The 18,961-nt window shown below is 41.3% G+C and carries 16 protein-coding genes; 9 read left to right on the top strand and 7 right to left on the bottom strand.

Annotated elements, in window-relative coordinates; translation table 11 throughout:
- Nucleotides 1–228 precede the first annotated feature (228 nt).
- The 3 genes from J3455_RS13240 to J3455_RS13230 all read left to right on the top strand — a co-directional run bounded on the left by J3455_RS13240 (nucleotide 229) and on the right by J3455_RS13230 (nucleotide 3,631).
- Nucleotides 229–1,146 (top strand): GGDEF domain-containing protein, encoded by a 918-nt coding sequence (locus J3455_RS13240; RefSeq protein ID WP_130050935.1) that lies wholly within the window; start codon nucleotides 229–231, stop codon nucleotides 1,144–1,146.
- On the top strand, nucleotides 1,130–2,128 hold the full coding sequence (locus J3455_RS13235) for a helix-turn-helix transcriptional regulator (RefSeq protein WP_130050936.1): 999 nt from the start codon (nucleotides 1,130–1,132) through the stop codon (nucleotides 2,126–2,128). Before J3455_RS13240 ends, J3455_RS13235 begins: the two co-directional genes overlap by 17 nt.
- A gap of 150 nt (nucleotides 2,129–2,278) precedes the next feature.
- Nucleotides 2,279–3,631 (top strand): magnesium transporter, encoded by a 1,353-nt coding sequence (locus J3455_RS13230; RefSeq protein WP_167658019.1) that lies wholly within the window; start codon nucleotides 2,279–2,281, stop codon nucleotides 3,629–3,631.
- On the opposite strand, the gene J3455_RS13225 is transcribed toward J3455_RS13230, so the two are convergent.
- A complete protein-coding gene (locus J3455_RS13225) occupies nucleotides 3,628–4,527 on the bottom strand; it encodes a LysR family transcriptional regulator (protein ID WP_349561892.1) in 900 nt (299 codons plus the stop codon). The two genes, J3455_RS13230 and J3455_RS13225, sit on opposite strands and share 4 nt — an antisense overlap.
- Nucleotides 4,528–4,634: 107 nt before the next feature.
- Here J3455_RS13225 and J3455_RS13220 point away from each other — a divergent pair, with 107 nt between their 5' ends.
- The 3 genes from J3455_RS13220 (at nucleotide 4,635) to J3455_RS13210 (ending at nucleotide 7,475) form a co-directional block, all read left to right on the top strand.
- Nucleotides 4,635–6,197, top strand: a complete 1,563-nt coding sequence (locus tag J3455_RS13220; RefSeq protein WP_349561890.1) for an amidohydrolase family protein — start codon at nucleotides 4,635–4,637, stop codon at nucleotides 6,195–6,197.
- Nucleotides 6,198–6,325: 128 nt separating this feature from the next.
- Nucleotides 6,326–6,502: a hypothetical protein gene (locus tag J3455_RS13215; RefSeq protein ID WP_349561889.1), complete on the top strand. Its 177-nt coding sequence runs from the start codon at nucleotides 6,326–6,328 to the stop codon at nucleotides 6,500–6,502.
- A 67-nt stretch (nucleotides 6,503–6,569) separates the two neighbouring features.
- The gene (locus J3455_RS13210) at nucleotides 6,570–7,475 is read left to right on the top strand and encodes a tetratricopeptide repeat protein (protein ID WP_167658015.1); all 906 of its coding nucleotides are present in this window, start codon (nucleotides 6,570–6,572) and stop codon (nucleotides 7,473–7,475) included.
- Here the strand turns inward: J3455_RS13210 and J3455_RS13205 are convergent.
- The 5 genes from J3455_RS13205 to J3455_RS13185 form a co-directional block, all read right to left on the bottom strand.
- On the bottom strand, nucleotides 7,472–8,020 hold the full coding sequence (locus J3455_RS13205; RefSeq protein ID WP_167658014.1) for a hypothetical protein: 549 nt from the start codon (nucleotides 8,018–8,020) through the stop codon (nucleotides 7,472–7,474). The genes J3455_RS13210 and J3455_RS13205 overlap by 4 nt on opposite strands.
- Nucleotides 8,021–8,162: 142 nt before the next feature.
- Complete coding sequence (locus J3455_RS13200) at nucleotides 8,163–10,682, bottom strand: TonB-dependent receptor plug domain-containing protein (protein ID WP_349561888.1); 2,520 nt, start codon at nucleotides 10,680–10,682, stop codon at nucleotides 8,163–8,165.
- Between the two features lie 136 nt (nucleotides 10,683–10,818).
- The gene (locus J3455_RS13195; RefSeq protein ID WP_349561887.1) at nucleotides 10,819–11,799 is read right to left on the bottom strand and encodes a GGDEF domain-containing protein; all 981 of its coding nucleotides are present in this window, start codon (nucleotides 11,797–11,799) and stop codon (nucleotides 10,819–10,821) included.
- A 156-nt stretch (nucleotides 11,800–11,955) separates the two neighbouring features.
- Nucleotides 11,956–12,327, bottom strand: coding sequence for a DP-EP family protein (locus tag J3455_RS13190; protein WP_256854630.1), 372 nt, complete (start codon nucleotides 12,325–12,327; stop codon nucleotides 11,956–11,958).
- 23 nt (nucleotides 12,328–12,350) lie between these two features.
- On the bottom strand, nucleotides 12,351–15,599 hold the full coding sequence (locus J3455_RS13185) for an nSTAND1 domain-containing NTPase (RefSeq protein WP_349561886.1): 3,249 nt from the start codon (nucleotides 15,597–15,599) through the stop codon (nucleotides 12,351–12,353).
- Nucleotides 15,600–15,837: 238 nt separating this feature from the next.
- Between J3455_RS13185 and J3455_RS13180 the strand changes: the two genes are divergently transcribed.
- Entirely contained in the window at nucleotides 15,838–16,266 is a 429-nt protein-coding gene (locus J3455_RS13180) for a hypothetical protein (RefSeq protein ID WP_349561885.1), read from the top strand.
- Complete coding sequence (locus tag J3455_RS13175) at nucleotides 16,263–16,454, top strand: helix-turn-helix transcriptional regulator (protein WP_054551820.1); 192 nt, start codon at nucleotides 16,263–16,265, stop codon at nucleotides 16,452–16,454. Before J3455_RS13180 ends, J3455_RS13175 begins: the two co-directional genes overlap by 4 nt.
- A gap of 102 nt (nucleotides 16,455–16,556) precedes the next feature.
- On the opposite strand, the gene J3455_RS13170 is transcribed toward J3455_RS13175, so the two are convergent.
- Nucleotides 16,557–17,747 (bottom strand): MFS transporter, encoded by a 1,191-nt coding sequence (locus J3455_RS13170; protein ID WP_167658009.1) that lies wholly within the window; start codon nucleotides 17,745–17,747, stop codon nucleotides 16,557–16,559.
- A 268-nt stretch (nucleotides 17,748–18,015) separates the two neighbouring features.
- Here J3455_RS13170 and J3455_RS13165 point away from each other — a divergent pair, with 268 nt between their 5' ends.
- Nucleotides 18,016–18,867, top strand: a complete 852-nt coding sequence (locus J3455_RS13165; protein ID WP_130050948.1) for a universal stress protein — start codon at nucleotides 18,016–18,018, stop codon at nucleotides 18,865–18,867.
- Nucleotides 18,868–18,961 lie beyond the last annotated feature (94 nt).

The raw sequence follows: 18,961 nt of genomic DNA, 5'->3' as shown, positions 1-18,961 counted from the left end.
CAAATGTGACAGAAAGTCGCTAACAGGTAGTAAAAACAAGTGATTAGAGGGTTTTAAAAACACTTTTGAGCTGCAATAACCCTATCTTTTTAAGGTAAATACAGTGCTTAAGGGGTTTAATAAGGTTTGACTGTCGTTTTGCTGTCACATCATTGAGCTAATATGACCCTGCTGCTTAAAACGCTAACGGGTTAGCATGGCAGCGTGAATTATTGTTAGGTATCTAAAATGCGATTTAACCCTTTTACTCATCATCGATTTTTAACCAATGCAGTCATTGCTCTGTTTGTGATTGCGTTTTTGCTAAGCGCGCAAGCAGGAGAATTAAAGCCTCTTGCGGATATAGCTTGGTTAGATATTTTAGGCGAGGGTGGCATTGTACTGATGACACTCACTTGGATAGCTGCACTGCTTATTTCAAGGCCGCCAGGGAAAGTAACAAGCTTTTTAGTGCTTGGGCTTGGGCTTTTTATGTTTTCAGCTTCCCTCGATTTATTTGATGAGTGGTTACATCAACCCACCAATACATGGCTCACATGGATAGAATCATTGCCTGCGCCGATTGGCATGATTTTCACAAGCCTTGGCTTGTATCAATGGCACCAAGAACAATACGTACTTAACAGGCAGTTAAAGCGCCGTGAAGCACAGCATCGCGAGCATGAATTAGTGTGCTCAATCACCGGACTTTATAAGGCTGATTATTTACAAGCGGTATTAAAAGAGCAGTTGAATGAACCACAACCGTTGCAATTGGCCGCCATTGATATTCGCGGTTTTGCTGATTTTAACGCTGAATTTGGCTTTATCGAAGGCGACCGCTTACTAGGTGAAGTGAGCGAGCTTTTATTGATGAATTGCCGTCTTACCGATGTAGTGTGCCGCTACGCGGGAGACTGCTTTATGGTGCTGATGCCAAATACCAGCGCAGTACAAGCGAAAGAACTGCTGGCGCAAATTACCTCGGCGCTGAACCATTGTGCATTTAAGGTCGAAGGCGAAAAACACGCTAAGTTTCAAGATGTAACAGCGGCCTTAGTAGGCAGTGTTCAAGGCGATACGCCACAAAGTTTAAGCTCGCGTTTACACGCTAAGTTACAACAACAAAAACAACAAAGAGTCAGCCATTGTGAAGCCGTATCTTAATCAAGATGACAAATACCTCACCGCACAGGGACTGATCACCACGCTGGTGGAGCTGGCCTTAAGCCGCGGCATTGCACTGCATAAGTTACTCAGAGGCACAGGGGTGTTTGAGCAAGACTTAATGAGTGTGCAGCATCAGTTTAGTATCTCGCAGCAAGTGCGCTTATTAACGCAGTTTAAGCAGCTGATGAAGTCCGCCGACAGCGGCTTTTTATTAGGCAGTCAACTAGCAAACGATACCTCTGTTGCCGCCCAAGGCGTGTTACATGCAGAGCATATTGGGCAAGCTTTAAAGCAGTTACACAATTTGCGCATGCAACTGGCACCTTTGTTATTTAGTTATAGTTATGTACATAACGAGCAGTATTACATTGTGCTGCAAAATGCAGTAGGTTTGGATGATGAAATAAGCCAGTATGTTATGGAGATTTACAGCGCCGCTTTTTATCAAATCCTTAAAAAAGTGGCGGGTGAGCGGGTACCTTGTCAGTTCGAATTTGCCTACAAACGAGCCAGACATAGCCAAGAATACGAACAACATTTAGGCCTTAAAGTCGCCTTTGAAAAGCCAATAACTCGTTGGATTTTGAATAAACAAGCGCTTAGGCTTACTAATCCGGCGTTTAGTAGCTTTAGGTTTTCACAAATTAACTCGCAACTAGCGGCATTAAGTTCTGCCAACAGCACTTTTGTGGAAGCAGTAAGCCGGTTAATTTATCAAAATCCGGCCTTAAATTTAGAACAAGTAGCCAGTCAATTTGCCATGAGCCCCGCAACTTTCAAGCGTAAACTAAAAGCTCATGGCGTGCGTTTTTCTACTTTGTATGATGAGCAAAGTAAGCGTAAAGCGATTTACCTGCTTGCCATGCGTGAGCAGTGCAATGAGCAAGTCGCCATGCGCTTATCATTTTATGATATTGCTAATTTCAGACGAGCGTTTAAGCGCTGGACTGGGCTTACGCCAAGTCAATTAAAGGGGTAATTATTTTTTATTCTCTACTTAGGGAGAAAAGGTTTTATGTACATCTTTATTACGGATGAAGTGTAGATAAAAATATATCAATTCCTAGGCAGTTATTTTTCTCAAGCTGCGTTAGACTATTGTTATTGATGTAATTAACCGAGGTCTCAAATGATTGAGTATCCTGTTGACCAACTTCCCCAGTTAATTGATGACTTGCTTCAGTGTGACACCACAACGCGCAAAAATAAGTTACTTGCTGATGCTAAAGAAAAGCTTTCTACCGAGCATTTATCGTTATTGTTTGAAGCGTTACCCAAAGAGCAGCGCTTAGAAATTTGGCAATTACTTGATGAAGATACCCAGCATGAAATCTTCATTAACTTAGGGGGGGATAGTTGCCGCTGGTTATTGCAAAGTCTAGAAGAAGCCGCTGGCTTTAAGCTACTTGACGAAGTCAGTGTAGAAGAGCTACTTGAACTTGAAGAAATTATTCCTGAGCGCTTTGTTGATTATGCACGCAGACAACTTGATGAAGTTCAAACAAAGCAGTACGACCTTGCACAGCAATATAATCCAGAGCAGTTAGGTCACTGGCTCGATTTTGATGCGCTAAAAGTGTCAGAAAAACTCACCGTGGCTGGCGCGCGTAAAATTTTTCAAAAAGGTTTACCGCAGTATACCGAGGTGATTTATCTAGTCAGCCGTAAGGGCACTCTCATTGGTGAAGTGGCAATTAATGCGTTATTTAAAGCCAATGATAGCGACAGCCTGCTGGATTACGCGAACCTTGATGTGTCGGCATTGCATGCTGATGACGACCTATACGAAGCGGCTGAAGTGGTTATTCATAGTGAACAAATGGCGATGCCAGTTGTGAATGCCGACAACAAACTATTAGGCCGATTATCAGTGTCATCAGCTTATGAATTGCGTCAAGAAGTCACCGACGAAGCCGCTGCAAAAGCCGGTGGTCTACGTGAAGACGAGGATCTGTTCTCAAGCGTCACTAAGTCGGCAAAAAACCGCGGTATTTGGCTTGGTATTAACCTAGCAACGGCATTTTTAGCCTCTTGGTTTATCGGTTTGTTTGGTGCAACTATCGAGCAAGTGGTTGCGCTGGCGGTATTAATGCCGGTTGTCGCTTCAATGGGTGGTATTGCAGGTAGTCAGACGTTAACGGTTATTGTGCGCGGTTTAGCACTTGGTCAGGTTACCGACTCCAACCGTAGAGCACTGCTGAAAAAAGAGCTAAGAGTAGGGGCGTTAAATGGCTGTGTTTGGGCCTTTGTAATTGGTGTACTCACTTATTTCTGGTTCAACGATGGCATGTTAAGTGTAACCATTACTATCGCTATCTTACTTAACTTAGTTGCTGCTTCGTTATCAGGAGTAGTGATCCCATCGATTTTAGATAAGCTTAAAATCGATCCAGCCCTTTCTGGCTCTGTGATCCTTACCACAGTCACCGACATCGTCGGCTTTGTCACCTTCCTAGGTTTAGGTAGCTTGCTACTTCTTTAAGGGATCGGATGCTGGCTAAAATACAGTTTAGCCAGCTCAACAAATGTTTTAACTCGATTTGACAGCGCATACCTATGTGGATAAACCGCAGCAATCGTTAATGGTTTTAAAGTGTGCTTTGCTAACACTTCAACTAATTGACCTGATTTTATAAACGGGGCTACTGAATAACGGGGTGCTTGAATTATCCCATCACCGGCCGCCGCTGCTTCATTTAAAAATCGACCATTATTTGAGGTCATTGCCCAATTAAACTTGCGGCAAACATGCTGGCCATCTACCCAAAATATCCATTGTTCATTACGAATATGATGGTTGAAAAACAGTAATCTATGCTCAGATAAGGCTGCTATATCTTTTGGAACGCCATGGTTTTTTAAATATGCAGGGCTTGCCCACAAAGATAATGATGAGTGGCAAACAGTTTGCGCTATGTGGCTGGCATCTGGTAATGAAGGGGCAATTCTAAATGCTAAGTCAATTTGGCTATCAAATAAATCAACAGGCGTATTAGACAGTACAATATCTAATTTCACATCGGGAAAAGCGCACTGATATTGACTGACTAAAGGTGCTAAATATTGACAGCCAAATTCTATACTAGTTGAAATAGCAAGCTTGCCGCTAGGCACTTGGCTAAGCGCACTAAGCTCTTCATCAACTTCATTAAATTTATTAAGTAAAGGCTTCATTTGCAGTACATAACTCTGGCCTGCATCGGTTAAACACACTTTGCGGGTGTTCCGCTTTAACAGCAAGCAGCCTAAGTTTTGCTCTAACTGTTTTACATAGCGGCTAACCATGGTGGTAGAGAGCTGCATTTGCTTAGCAGCTTGAGTAAAGCTCTGATATTCAGCGACTAAGCACAAGGCTCTGACGGCTTCTAGTTTGTTCATTGTTATTATTTTTAAACTATAAGTTTATACACTATAAACTTTTGTGAGATGTAAAACCAAGCAATTCAGGTGTAAGTTGATAGCTAAAACAAGAATAAGAGGTGATCATGAAATCGGGTATCAACACATTACTTGCCAGCATTGCATTGGGTTTATCGTCGTCGGTGGTGGCTCAAACCATTGCATTACAAAATGTTAACCTAATCGACGTGGAAGCACTGTCGGTTAATGAAGCACAAACCATCATCATAGAAGATGACAAAATCAAACAAATTGTTCCTGCAAGCTATCGTCGCTTTGCCGACGATGTCATTAAAATCGATTTAGCAGGTAAGTATGTAATACCCGGTTTAATCGATACGCATGTGCACCATGCTACATCACCTGATGATTCAGATAACGATGAAATCACGCGCACTCGCTTGCGTCAGCTTTTACAGGGTGGTGTGACAAGTGTGCGCGATATGGGCGGCGATACCCGCGCTTTGAGCTCACTTAAAAGACGAGCCGATAACGATATTATTCAATCACCGGATATTTATTATTCTGTGATTATTGGTGGTAAAGCGTTCTTTTCTGACCCCCGCACAGTCGCCTCTGCAAAAGGTGAAATCCCGGGCACTGTGGATTGGATGCGAGCCGTTGATGAAAACAGTGACTTTGATGCCATTATGCTGCGTAGCAAAGGGCTGGGGGCAACCGGCATCAAAATTTATGCAAATGTGCCAGGGTCAGTGGTAGCAAAGTTATCAAAAGCTTCTAAAAAACATGGCCTTAAGGTGTGGTCGCATGCTTTTATTGGCCCAGCAACACCGCTTGAAGCGGTTAATGGTGGTGTTGAAACAATTTCACATGCTGCTGATTTTGCTGCGCAAGTTATTGAGAATTTCTATGATATGCGCCGTAAAAATGTTGCCTTAACAGAACAGCAAAAAAGCGATGCAAAGCAACTAGAAGCTTATCAAACATTAATAAAGCAGATGAAAAAAAATGGCAGTATTCTAGACTCGACCCTAACGGTATTTGATAAAACCAAAGCCTCTCGTGGTGAAAAAGGGTTATTGCTCAATGAGTGGGGCGGGCTGTTTACACAGTTGGCTCATCAAGCCGGTGTGACTATAGCAGCAGGTACCGATGTGACTAGTGACAGGTTTAATACTGTAACGCCTATGGTCCACCATGAAATGCAGTTATTAGTTGAACGGGCAGGTTTAACGCCTTTAGAAGCTCTACAGGCTGCAACCATTAATGGTGCAAAAGTGATTGGCATTGAGAAAAAAACAGGTTCGATAAAGGCAGGTAAAACGGCGAATCTTGTGGTGCTTAGCAGAGATCCAAGTAACGAGATTACCAATAGCCAAAACATTGTTCATGTGATTAAAAATGGCCAATTTATCCACTTGCCAACCACTATGTCTTTGGCTGGCAATGACATCAGCACCCAAATGACGCAGGCGATGAAAAACATTGGCTTTGTTTTGCAAGATCACAATTTAGATTTTAACGATGTTGTCAAATGCACCCTTATGTTGGCAGATATACAAGACTGGCCTTTAGCCAATCAAGCCTACACGCCATTTTTTACTAAATTACCTGCTAGAAGCGCATTTGCAGCCAGTGGCTTAGCACTGGGCGCAAAGGTTGAGGTGGAGTGTATCGCTGCGTTGTAGTGATGCACAGTAAAACTATATACTCTTAACCTAACTTTATATACCTGATTGTAGTTAGATAAAAGGAATGCAGAGTTAGGTAAAGAGGCTTTACTAATTAAAGATCATTGTCCGAAAAATGGACAGTAATGGCAGCCGCAGCTTATTCTGTAGGCTCTAATGATTATTCAGGTTATTTCGCTGCCATTGGTGCAAGTTATCAATTTGATAAAAAACAAAGTTTCAAGGTATTTGCCGCAACAGAAGACAGTGATTATGGCTCAGATCTAAACCTAGTATTTGGTTACAATTATCAATTTAATTAAAAAATACTGTTATAAAGTATTAAATTTTGTTAGTTTTCTGAGTGAATTATCACTGAGAAAGTTGTGAATGAAGAAAAAGTTAGCTTTGTTATTACTAGGATTATCTAGTCTTAATGCCAGCGCCTCTGAAAACTTTAGTGATCATGAAATGTTTTGTGGGCAACAGTCACAAATTAGTTGCTTAGATTACATTAACCAACAGCTTGCAAGCAGTGAGCTTGGCTCTGCGCATTGGTATGAGATTAAATCTTATCAGTTTGATTATTTCTACGATAAGATGGAATATGAGATTTTGAAAGATAGCACTGAGCCTTTTGTTGCGAGTGAAGAGTTACCAGTCGTTTTTCAAGTTCAAGTTTACTTTTACTACGCAAAATCAATGCATTATTTAGGCGACTTTGAAACAGGCCGTAAATATGCCAAAAAAGCATTTGAAAAACTGCAAGCAATCTTCGACTCCTTTGGTAACCCTATGCGCATGGTCGAGCTGGCTAATTTGCAATATGTGTTTGGTAACAAGGAAACAGCACTGCAAATTCTTGATAGGGCAGAGCGCCGCTTTGGTAAAAGCAAAGATCCTATTTTTCACTTTGAACTTGCGTCGAATAAAGCGAATGTTTTTCACTCATTAGGTGATGTAGACGGTGCGCTTGCAAACCGAAAAATCGCAGCCGATTGGATTTTAAAAACCAATCATAACCGCAAAATCTCTGTGGCTTTAGGTAACTTAGCTCGCACCCATCAACTTTTGGCGAATTATGCTCAAGCAGATGAAGTTTATGTACAGTCTCTTAAGTACATGAATTCAGACTCAGATCGAAATGTGATAGCTATTTATAAGTTACGCTTAGCTGAAATCAATTGGCAAGCAGGAAAGCAAGATCAAGCATTAAAATGGTTTAAGCAAGTGCATAAAGAAGACATTCGGCAATCACATGCGAAACTTTATGCACATCTCGCTAATGTACTTTAGATATTGTAAAAACACCCAGGTTTTTCGTCTTCACCCGGCGCTAAAATTTGTAGATGGGTTGACTCACCTTGTTCCATCAAAGGCTTCATTGTTTTATCAAATTGTTTAGCGGCATGTTCGATTAACTTTGCTTGCTGTTCTAGTGCTTTAAAATCGGCATCATGAGCGGCCATAAGTTTATTTAGTTCTTTAGCCAGCTTATCTTGCTCTTTTAATAAGCTTTTATTAATTCGCAGGTGGTTCTCGTCTTCAATAACAGCTTCTTCGGTGATCGCTTCTATTTGCTCAGAGTACTCAGTGACTTGTAGTTCTATGTCACTAATTGGTTGTTCTAGCGCTTCTAGTTTTACCTGCTCACGTTCAAGCTCTAGGTATGCAGCAATCTGTTCGTTATTGAGGGTGCTTTCGCTTACCTTTTTGCAATCTTTAAAAGTAATAACACGATAATCGTTTTGGTTGCTTGTTGTACTGGCATTTGAGAGGCCAATACAGGCAGTAGTGGCTGTGATTAAGAGTGCACTTGCGCTGATGCGTACTAAATTCATAATGATGTCCTAATGGGTTATGTTATTTAGTTAGTCGCAACAAGTTTGCATATAGTTTATCTATCCGAAAATTTTTTTAATTATTTTTGAGATTATAGTTTCAGAAGCTAGCGGTGATGACCTAGGTCATCACCGCTTTTTTTTAGAAGCTATAAGTGATGTTACCGTAAATAAAACGGCCATCTAAGCTGTATGGCGCAAAGCCACTATAAGGGAAAATTTGGTTGAAATCGCTATAACCAATATTACTTACAGTATCTTGAGGATACTGATCAAACAGGTTATTAGCGCCTAATGCGAACTTCCACTGCTCATCAGGGCGGTAAGCCACTTCTAAGTCAGCAATCCATTTAGCATCAAGTACTTCATCACCTTCAGGTGTGCTTGATGTATCCACCACTTCACCGTAACGCGTGGCACGAAGTGTTGTTTGGAAGTTTTCATAATCCCATGTTGCAGATAAGTTCCACTTATTTGCTGGGGTGCCTTCTTCAAAGCGGGTTATTTCACGGCGCGCAAAGTATTCGTAGCTATCACCAAGCGCTTCAAGCTCTGCTGGGTTTTCTTTAACATTCGTCACTTCAGTGTCGTTAAAGTTAACCGCAGCACTTAAGCGTAAATCACCATATTTTTCTAAGCCTAATGAGTAAGTCGCAACAATATCAACACCTTGTGTACGTGAATCAATGGCATTAGTAAAGTAACGAACACGCTGTGTATTTACTTCGCCTGCTTCGGCTAAAATCGCTTCAACTTCTGGGCCACTTAAGTTTTCAGATAATACAATACGGTCGTCTATTTCAATGCGATATGCATCAAGGGTTAAGCTAAAACCACCTTGGGTAAAGATAAAGCCCGCAGTCATGTTGACTGATTCTTCTGCATCAAGGTCACGAGCACCCAGTGCACGCGCCGCAGGTTCATCAACAGGGAACAAACCAACTTCATTTGGCACACCATTTTCAAATACCGTGCTTACCGATTTGTAAGACGTTTGTGCAAGTGATGGCGCTCTAAATCCAGTACTAATAGCACCACGTAGAGACAATGATTCATTCACGCTGTAACGAGAAGCCAGTTTTGATGTAAAAGTACTACCAAAGTCACTGTAATCTTCAAAGCGGCCAGCGAGAACCACATTCCAGTCGCTTGTAAGGTAGGTATCAAACTCAGCAAAAATAGCGACATTATGGCGGCTTTTATCGGTTGCACTGTCAGGTGAAAAGCCTGCTAAAACTTGTGCACCACCGGCAGCAACAGGGTTGCCATCGTCATCTAATACAGTTAGGTAAGAGGCTGTTTCACCTGCTTTAATTTGGTAGTTTTCGTGACGATACTCAGCACCAATGGTGACAAACACATCATCAGGTAAACCTAAGTCTAGCGTGTTGCTAGCATCCATGTTCACTAGGTATTGCTCGTACACAAGCGCACCGTTATCAAACTCTGTTGGGCTATTTACGCCCATTGAAGTGTTTAAACTATTGCTAACACCTAAACCAAAGTCATTACGACCATAATTAGTGCTTACATCCCAAGCCCAATCATTAGTTTCGCCATTTAGACCAATCGCAAATGAGTAGTCATCTACGTCGGTATCAATTTGTGGTAAGAAACCGTCAGGATATACTTCAGGTAAGTTACGAGAGTCTTTCGCACGACGATAAAAACCACCTGAATTACCTTTACGGTTTGAGTAACTTGCAAATGAGTAAAGCGATAGTGAGTTATCAAACTCATAACCTAGGTTATAAAAAAGCGCGAAGTCTTCGATAGCGGCTTTACCAAAGCGGTGGTTATAGCGGTCAAAGTCAAATTCGCGCGAATCTAAATTGCCATTCTCATCACGGCTATATTGCTCACGTGCATCAAAACCAGAGCGGTTTGTTGGCTCGTTATTGCGTGACTCAATCGACACGTTAATAAAACCGTTATCGCCCAGCGCAAAGCCCGCATTAGCACTTGCTGTGCGCGAAATGCCGTCGTTTACTTCACGGTCGCTGCCAGTTTCAAAGCTTAGGTTGCCTTCGCTATCAGTTGTAGTGTTTAGTAGCTGAGGAGAGCCTGCCATTTGAGTGTCGTACTCACCGTATGTGTAGCTTACACTACCGCCTTCATCGGCATCTTTTAGTACAATGTTAATTACACCAGCAATCGCGTCAGAACCATATTGCGCGGCAGCGCCATCACGCAGTACTTCTACGCGCTTAATTGCTGAGGTAGGAATATTATTTAAATCAACCGCCGTTGAGCCACGACCCACTGTGCCACCTAAATTTAATAGGGCACCCGCATGGCGGCGTTTACCGTTGACTAATACCAGTGTGTGATCAGGGGCAAGGCCACGTAATACGGCAGGTTTTGCGTGGTCAGTACCATCAGCAATGGTGGCGCTAGGGTAGTTAAAACTAGGTAATTGAGAGGCAAGTACTTGGCTAATTTCAAGCTGACCTGTGCTTGCTAAATCGCGGCTTGTTAATAAATCAACCGGAACAGTACTTTCAGATAGGCTACGTAAACTACGACGTGTGCCCGTCACTGAAATAACTTCAATATCTTTTGCTGTATTTTCAGCAGGTTGCTCAGCAGCGATTGCAGTCACTGATGCAGCAAGCGTACTTGCGATTGCAAGTTGCAAAGGTAATTTTTTGAATAATGCCATTTTTGATTCCCATCTGACTTATCTATTTTAGCGCAGTGTAAAACGCATAATGGGAACAAACAAATAACATAAAAGTATAGTATATGTGTAACTAACGCTACTTGTTAATTAGTTTATTGTGTTGTTAATTATGTGTTTACGCGCTAATGCTTATTTTATTTCTACCTTCTGTTTTTGCTCGGTATAAAGCAGTATCTGCTGCACAAATTAATGCCTCTGAAGTACGATATTGATTATTAAACTCACAGGCAATTCCTTGGCTTACACTTATTCTAAAATCACTTGGTAAACCTATATCAGTAAATGGCATGTTATTTACTTTTATTTGAATATGTTTAGCAATGGCGGCGGCCGTGTCTTTTTGACAGCGGGGTAATATAATGGCGAATTCTTCACCACCATAACGGGCTGCTAAACAATCGCGAGAAGGGAGTGATTCTGCGATTATACTTGCTACTTTTTGTAAGCATTTATCGCCTTTTACATGACCAAATCGGTCGTTGAATAATTTAAAGTAATCGATGTCGATTAATATAGTGCTAATGGCTTGGTTGGTTTGTACGCTTTCTTGCCAATGCTCTTTTAATGATTCCTCAAGGGTTAATCTATTTGCAAGGCCGGTTAAATGGTCAGTGGTAGCCTGTTTAATTAAACGATTATATTGTTCTTTATGTGATGATAAATCATGTAATACACAAATAAATAAATTTTCTGCAACGGCAATGTTTTTTGGCAGGCTCGATATACATAAATCCGCCTCAAGGGTTTTACTGTCGGCACGGTTTATTTTAACTTCGTTTGGCCCAAGACTTATCGGCGAGTCTTTATGGTCTAACCAACTAAGTAGGGTATACATGTATTTATCACGGTCGGTGTCGTGTAGGTAATGTAAAATGTTTTGCCCGATTAACGCTTCTTGGTTGTCACCTAAAAGCTGTGCCGCCATCGGGTTTGCAAATTCAAACGTGCCTTGACCATTAATGATAAACACTCCTTCAGGAATGTTCTGAAACATTTGTGCAATCAGCGCAAGTTGCTCTGAATTGATAGACTGCGCAAGTGAGCTTTTCGCTCCTGATTTAGCAGTGCTTGGTTGTTCATTTTTATTAGTAGACACGTTCGTTTCCTTTTTGCCGATGCAAACGATTTTGGTGTCTATAAAGTTACTTAAAAAAGTGCAAATTAACCTTCCGGTAATCTTCTGGTTTTAAGTTGTTGTTTTTAAATGTAAAAAAAGCTCCTTGGAAGGAGCTTTTTATGAAGTTTTTTAGTTTTAGTCTTCATTTTTTACTTGCGGATCGGCACTTTCATAGCTTGTGCCATTGCACTCAACGATGAAAATCATACACGCAGTGCCGCTATTTTCATCAGTATCCGCTATTTCAATTGTTTGACCATTGTTAGTGACTTTAAAGCTAAAGTCTTGCTCGCAATCACCTTCAAGGTTTGCAAATTTAGCACCTGTAAATTGAAAGCCAGCATCAACAGTTGCGTCATCAAGTGTATAAATACCTAGGCTGTTTCTTTCATTGACAGTACCGCCACCAGAAACTTGCTGACCGTCTTGGAAGTATGTGAATACAGCTTCATTTTCAGTGTTAAGTGTAACATTCACTGTAAAGTTGTAAGTTTGACTTTCGCTCATTGTTATTACCTTCTAGTTGTTTTTTATAGATCAAAGTTAGTAATACCTAACTCTATTAGTTTACTTTTAATTGTGTTGACTTCACTTTCCTTATTCAAACATGTGTAAGCTTGTATAAGGGGGTGAGTTATTCTTATGCTTTTACTGCGGTAGTGTTTTTCATTTATTGAATTAATGATATCTCGGCAAATAGAACTTTTAACTAGTTTATCTTTTGATAGTTTTGCTTTTATTAAACTTACTTTTATAAAATCAATGTTACTTTCTATTTTTTCTTTATTACTTTCTCTTTCCTTATAGTCAGTATTATTCTCAAGTTTTAGTAAGAGGCTCTCTGCTTGGGAGAAGTTTTTTACGTTTATTAAGTAATTTATGGTATTTAATTGGATTTCAATAATTTGAGATTTTTCAAAGCCATTGCTATCAGTGTAGTTAACTATTTCATCGATATTTGTTTTACTTTCTTCGGATAGCATTAATTGAAATGAAAGAGCCCTGTAATATTTGCGTTTGAAATTTTCATTTTCAGGATCTTGTAAACGTGCCTTGTTTATTGCAAACAATGCTTTTTCTACTTTTCTATAAGCATCTTGTTTATCTGGAAAGTAACTTAAAAGATAGCTTTGTTGCATATAAATATTAAAAATGTCGCTAAGAAGACTGGCATCATCAGGTCTTATTTTTAGGACAGAATCTAATTGATTAATAGCTTGCTCAAGCATGGTCAATGCTTCGCTTAAATTTCCTAGCCTTTCTTCTGTGCTTGCAATCCAGCTAATGGTGTCTGTTTTATCGCGTAATAAATTTTTGTTATTAGGTTTAAGATCAAGGGCTTGGTTTTTAAGTTTTAAAGATTCAGTAAAGCTTTGTTTTGCAAGTGCGTAATTAAACTGTTTTAAATACAGCGAGCCAAGTGAATTGTGTGAGTAAGATAGCTCCATAATTGAATTAAAGTCATTAGGGGCAAGCTGATACATCATTTCGCTGTAAGCCAAGTAACGTTTGAACATGGGCTCAGTCGCTAAATAATTACTTTGCTCATAAGTTAAATTACCAAGCCAAAAAGCATTGGCCCCTGCGAGCATTAAAACATCTAGGTTGTTGGGTTGAATTTTTAGTAATGATTCTAGGCGCGTTCGTGCATTTTCAAAGGCAGTGAAGGCCTCGTCGGTTTTGCCTCGAGAGTAAGCGACTTCGCCCATGGCCTCTAAGGTTTGAGCGTATTGAAAACGGTTATTAAACTCGGCTTGTTTATCGCTAAAGTCAAACAGTGACGCTGTTTCTTCGTCTTGGTTGGTAAAATACTCAAGGGCTTTGTTGCTAATACCATCCAATAAATCCATGCGCTTAACGCTTCTGAGTTTGTCGGCAAATTCACCGACCATAAAACCCAATAAACTCTCAGCTTCTTGGCGTTTTTGTTTTGCTATTTGTTCGGCGTGATAGCTGCGCACGCTCATAAATGTGGCAATAAAGGTTAAGCACACAAGTGCAGCCGCCGTTATTTGTAACACGCGTTTTTTACGTTTGGCTTTGTTGTTAGAAGCTTTAATTAACGCTTGTTCGTCGCTCGATAAGCTAAACATAGGGTTTTTAACTAGGCTTTGTGCTTCTTGCAGCGGTTTGCCTTGGGCTAATAAAAAGTCGCTGTGTTTATGTTCAAGCAGCCAGCGCTCGGTGGCTAGTTGCACACGACTTTGAATTGCTAAGCTTTGTTGGTGCTCTTGCACCCAATCTATGGCGCGTTGCCAATGGCGTAGCAGGGCTTCATGGGCAAGGCTAAAGCAGGCTTGCTCATTTTTAAGGTGTGATACAAACAAGCGACTATCGACCATAGCCTGAACAAGCTTGGTCGCAGCAGGGCTGGTTAATTCGCTCCAATGTGCTGCACGGCTGGTGAGCGTTTCGCCATCTGGGTTTAAAGTGATCAGCTTAGAAAGAACTACAGCAAGTTCAGTTTGTTGGTCTTTGGGTAATTGGCAAAATACCTGTTCGGCTTTTTGGCCGATGGCTCCTTCGATGGTGCCAAGCGCTTGGTATTCAGAAAACAATAATTCGTTGTCTGGGCTGCGCTGCAAGTAAAGCTGCTGCAAGGTGTATTGCAGCATCGGCAATGCATCAGGGTTATTGGCAGTATCGTTACAAAGTTGTTCATCAAGCGGTGTGTGATGCTCTGGGTGATGTTGCCAACTTAAGCCTGCTGCAAGTGCTGGCAAACGGATCATTTGCTTAAGCTCAGAGCGAGTTGGCGCTAATAAATCAAAATGTGCGCCATTGGCTTTACCTGCCATTAAACTTGGTTGACTCACTACTTGCGGGTAAAAGTCATTACGACAGGCACTAAAAATGATCATGCAGCCACTTGTTGCTAAGCGCTCAATAAGTGCTAACAGCTGGTTGCGCTCGTCATCGCTAAATAGCGGCGATGACAATAGCACTTCGAGCCTGTCGATAAATAAAAATAAATAGGGCGTAGTGCGCTCTTTATTTAGCGCTGCAAGTGCTGCTTTACAGCGGGAAATAACCTGTTCTGGATCTGTTAATAACAATTCAGCCAACGCATCGGCGCTTATATCGCTAAGTACAGGTGCGTCGTTTACTTCTAAATCGAGCAAGGTTGAGGCTAAATCAAGCAGTAAGCGCTCTTTACTGACATCGGCAAAGTCGAGTTGGCAGTAACTGTGTACTCTAATGCCATCGTAGCCATTACTCGACATTAAAGCGGGCAATACACCTGCGTTAACTAACGACGATTTACCTGAACCACTGGCGCCTAAAATTAAGCAAAATGCGCGACCAAACTCAATTTGAGCCGACACTCGCTGTAGCAAAGTGGCAATTTGTTTGTTACGACCAAAAAATACATCGGCTTGCTCTGGTGCAAACGCACTTAAGCCAACAAAGGGCGAATCACCTTGCCAACTGGTTTGGCTGGCTTTTTGTTCTTCGTTGAGTGGAAAGTTGATTTCGGCAATAACCCGATAACCACGTTTACGAATGGTTTCTATGTAATGCGGATCGCTTGCTTTATCGTCAAAGGCTTTACGTAATTGGGTGATCACTTTATGCAGGGGGTTGTCACCCAGCGCTACATTTGGCCAGCAATGGCTGATGATTTCTTCGCTCGTTAGTAGCTCACCTTGTTTTTCGCAAAGCAGCAGTAATACATCCATCGCCTTGGGTTCAAGATGCTTTGTTTGCTCACCGCGTCGGATTGAGTTGGTAGCCGGGGTAACTTGCCATTCTCCAACGAAAAACAGTGCCGTATTCATAGTGTTATCTTCATTGTTATTGTTAGAAACGCAGTCCGATTGGACCGATTTTTTATAAGACTACGCGATACTTTGATTAATACAATATTATGAGATTAACAGCAAGCACCTTGCCTTTTCTGACATTAAAAAATCATATTGATGTCGTGTATATAAAACTTTTTGTAAAGTTTATTTGACTTTTTGTGTTGCTAGATTAATCTTTAGTCAAGTTTACTTTACTTTTAAGGTGAGAATAATGAATCGAACAGGATTAACCTTTAAACAGCGTAATAAGCAGAACACGCTAAACCTCGCTAAATGGACATCAGCATGGGTGATTACTTTAGCAATTGCCTCATTTGGACCACATTTTTTATGGCAAGAGCAGGCTGTTTTTAGTGTTGTAGCAATCTTAATTAATGTCGTAGTTGGCATCAAGATGATTTTATCGAACAAGCGACAACTACAAGGAATGGATGAGCTTCAGCAGCGTATGCACCTTAATGCAATGGCCATTACTTTGGGTGCAAGCTTGGTATTTGGTTTCGCTTATTCGGTGGTGCAATCAAGCGGTTTAATAAGCTTTAAAGAAGATATATCGCACCTCGTAATCTTTATGAGCTTAACCTATTTAGTGAGTCTTTTAATGATGAATAAGCAGTTAAACGACGAGGGCGAAGAATGAAAAACCGCTTGAAAGTGCTTCGTGCTGAGCACAACTACACCCAAGCGAAACTCGCAGAGCTTTTGGATGTGTCTAGGCAAACTATTAATGCGATTGAAAAAGGTAAATTTGACCCAAGTTTGCCATTAGCATTTAAAGCCGCGCGTTTATTCAACCTGAGTATCGAAGAGATATTTCAGGATGAGTAAGTCTGATAGCGTAGGAGGCGTTTTAACGCCGAATGTTAAATCATTCAGGTTAAACGCCACTTATCCTACGCGATATAAAATCGCTGCTACATTTTTGAGAGCTTAAGGCTTACAGCTTTGTCTTTTCATCTGCATCGCACTTAACGACCACATTAAAAAGCCACCTAAGAATAGTGCCGCCGAAACATAGCCTGTTTGACTTGGCAGTGCGCCTTCGGCAATAGCCATGCCGCCAAGCCAAGGGCCAATGGCATTGGCTGTATTAAACGCACACTGTACCAGCGCACCTATCATGGCGTGGCCTTGTGGTGATACATCCATTAATAGCGATTGGATCACAGTACCTAAACCCACGCTAAAGCCAATAAAGAAAATAACCGCATATAACAGCCAAATATTGTGGCTGGCGCTTACATAACTGGCAGCAAATACTATAGCACCAATTAGCGCTGCGCCTGTGGTTTTCAGCGGTGAGTGGTCGGCGGCTTTACCTAATACGTAGTTACCTAAAGTACAGCCAATACCAAACATGATCATGGCAATAGAGATAGTGTAAGCAGGGGTATGGGTGACTTCTAAAATAGTGTCAGCAATGTAAGTGTAAACACAAAATACACCACCAAAACCAATAATGATGATACCTAGAATGGTCCATACGAGCTTGTTCTTTAATACACTTAACTCATCGAGAATCGATGTTGGTGCGGTATTTTTTACGTTAGGTACGTATTTCACAATCAATACCAAGGCAACTAACGCAAGTACAGCGGTGCCCGCCAAACAATAACGCCAGCTAAAGTTTTGACCCACAAGGGTGACCATGGGCACACCAACGATAGTAGCAATGGTTAAACCCATAAATACTTTTGACATAAAGCTTGCCCGTTTATCGGCAGGGGCGATATCGGCAGCCAATAAAATCGCGGCGGCGAAGTAGGCACCGTGTGGTAAACCACTTAAAAAGCGAAATAAAATAAGTTGCTCAAGTGAGTTTGCAAAAGCACTTAAACCATTGAATAAAAACATCATACTGACAAACATCAACAGTGCATTGCGCTTACGCATGTTGGCGGTTGTGATCATAAATAGCGGGGCACCGACGACTACGCCTATTGCGTAAGCACTGATGGCATAACCACTTTGCGCTGGCGTAGACGAAAATGTTTCGCTGATCAAGGGCAACATTGGCATCATAGAAAACTCTGATAGGCCTAAAATGAATGTGCCTAAAGCCAATACTATCAGAATGGTAAACGTGCTTGCGTTGCCTTGGGGGTTGGCTACGTTAGTCATGTAATTCCTTTAAAAATAAATTTAAAAACAAAATAGATTTTTGATAATTGAAAATGCCAGTAACAAATACTTTGTTCTGGAGTAGAGATGTGTGCCCAGCGCTATTGTAATACAAATTAACGGGGTTGATACAGTACTTTTTGGAACGTTCTATATTTGTTTGCTATAAGAAAATAACCTGAACTTCTTAAGTCTTTGCTGTTCAAATTAAATACAGATGAAAAGCCAACTATACTTGGTTAACTGAATTGGTTTAAAGGAGAGCGCAATGAAAAAGATATTTGCCTGTATCGACGGTTCATGCATGACCGATGCGGTGACAGAAGCGGCTATTTGGATTTCTAAGCGCTCCAGCCATCCGATAAATTTTCTGCATGCTTTAGAGCCACCTTTGCCGCAGGGCAGTGATGATTTAACCGCAATTATTGGTTTAGGCTCGCAAACCTCATTGTTAGAGCAATTGGCAAAACTTGAACAAGAGCGCAACAAAGTAGCGTCGCAGCATGGTCAATTATTGCTTGATGAAGCAATGAAAAAAGCCGAGCATGCAGGCCTAACCGAGATTGAGCAACAGCAGCTTTCAATGAGTCTTGTTGATGCCTTACTTGAACATGAAGACAATGCCCGCGTGATGATTATTGGCCGCTCAGGTAAAGGCCATTACGATGATTTTAAAGTACTGGGCTCGCATATTGAAACGCTGATCCGTCAGGTGCATACCCCGGTTGCGATTGTGCCGCCGCAATTTCATGAGCCTACAAATTTTATGCTGGCTTATGATGGCAGCGAAAGTACCGACAAAGCGATTACACAAATTATCAATGGTGGCATTTTATCTGGCTTAGATTGCCACTTGGTGATGGTGGATAAACAAGATGGTCACAGCCAAGACAAACTTGATACCGCCTCAGCAAGGCTGGCTGAAAACGGCTTTAATGTCAGGGCGCGCATGCTCGATGGCGATGTTTACCAAGCTTTGTGGCGATATAAAAGTGACCATGCCGTTGACTTAATGGTGATGGGCGCATTTGGTCACTCTAAATGGCGGCAATTCTTTTTAGGCAGCACGACCTTAAAAATGATTGAAGATAGCCGTATTCCTTTAGTGGTGCTGCGCTAAGTTATTTACCTGTGACAGGGTGCGACAATATGTCACGTGTTCAGACTAATTAATGAGTTTTATAATCGGCGTCATTAATTATTTGCTTTGATTT

It is taken from the genome of Pseudoalteromonas sp. NFXS39 (assembly GCF_040148775.1).
Lineage (GTDB): Bacteria > Pseudomonadota > Gammaproteobacteria > Enterobacterales > Alteromonadaceae > Pseudoalteromonas > Pseudoalteromonas apostichopi.
Note: the sequence above shows the minus strand (reverse complement) of the source record. Positions and strands in the feature narration are given on the sequence as shown.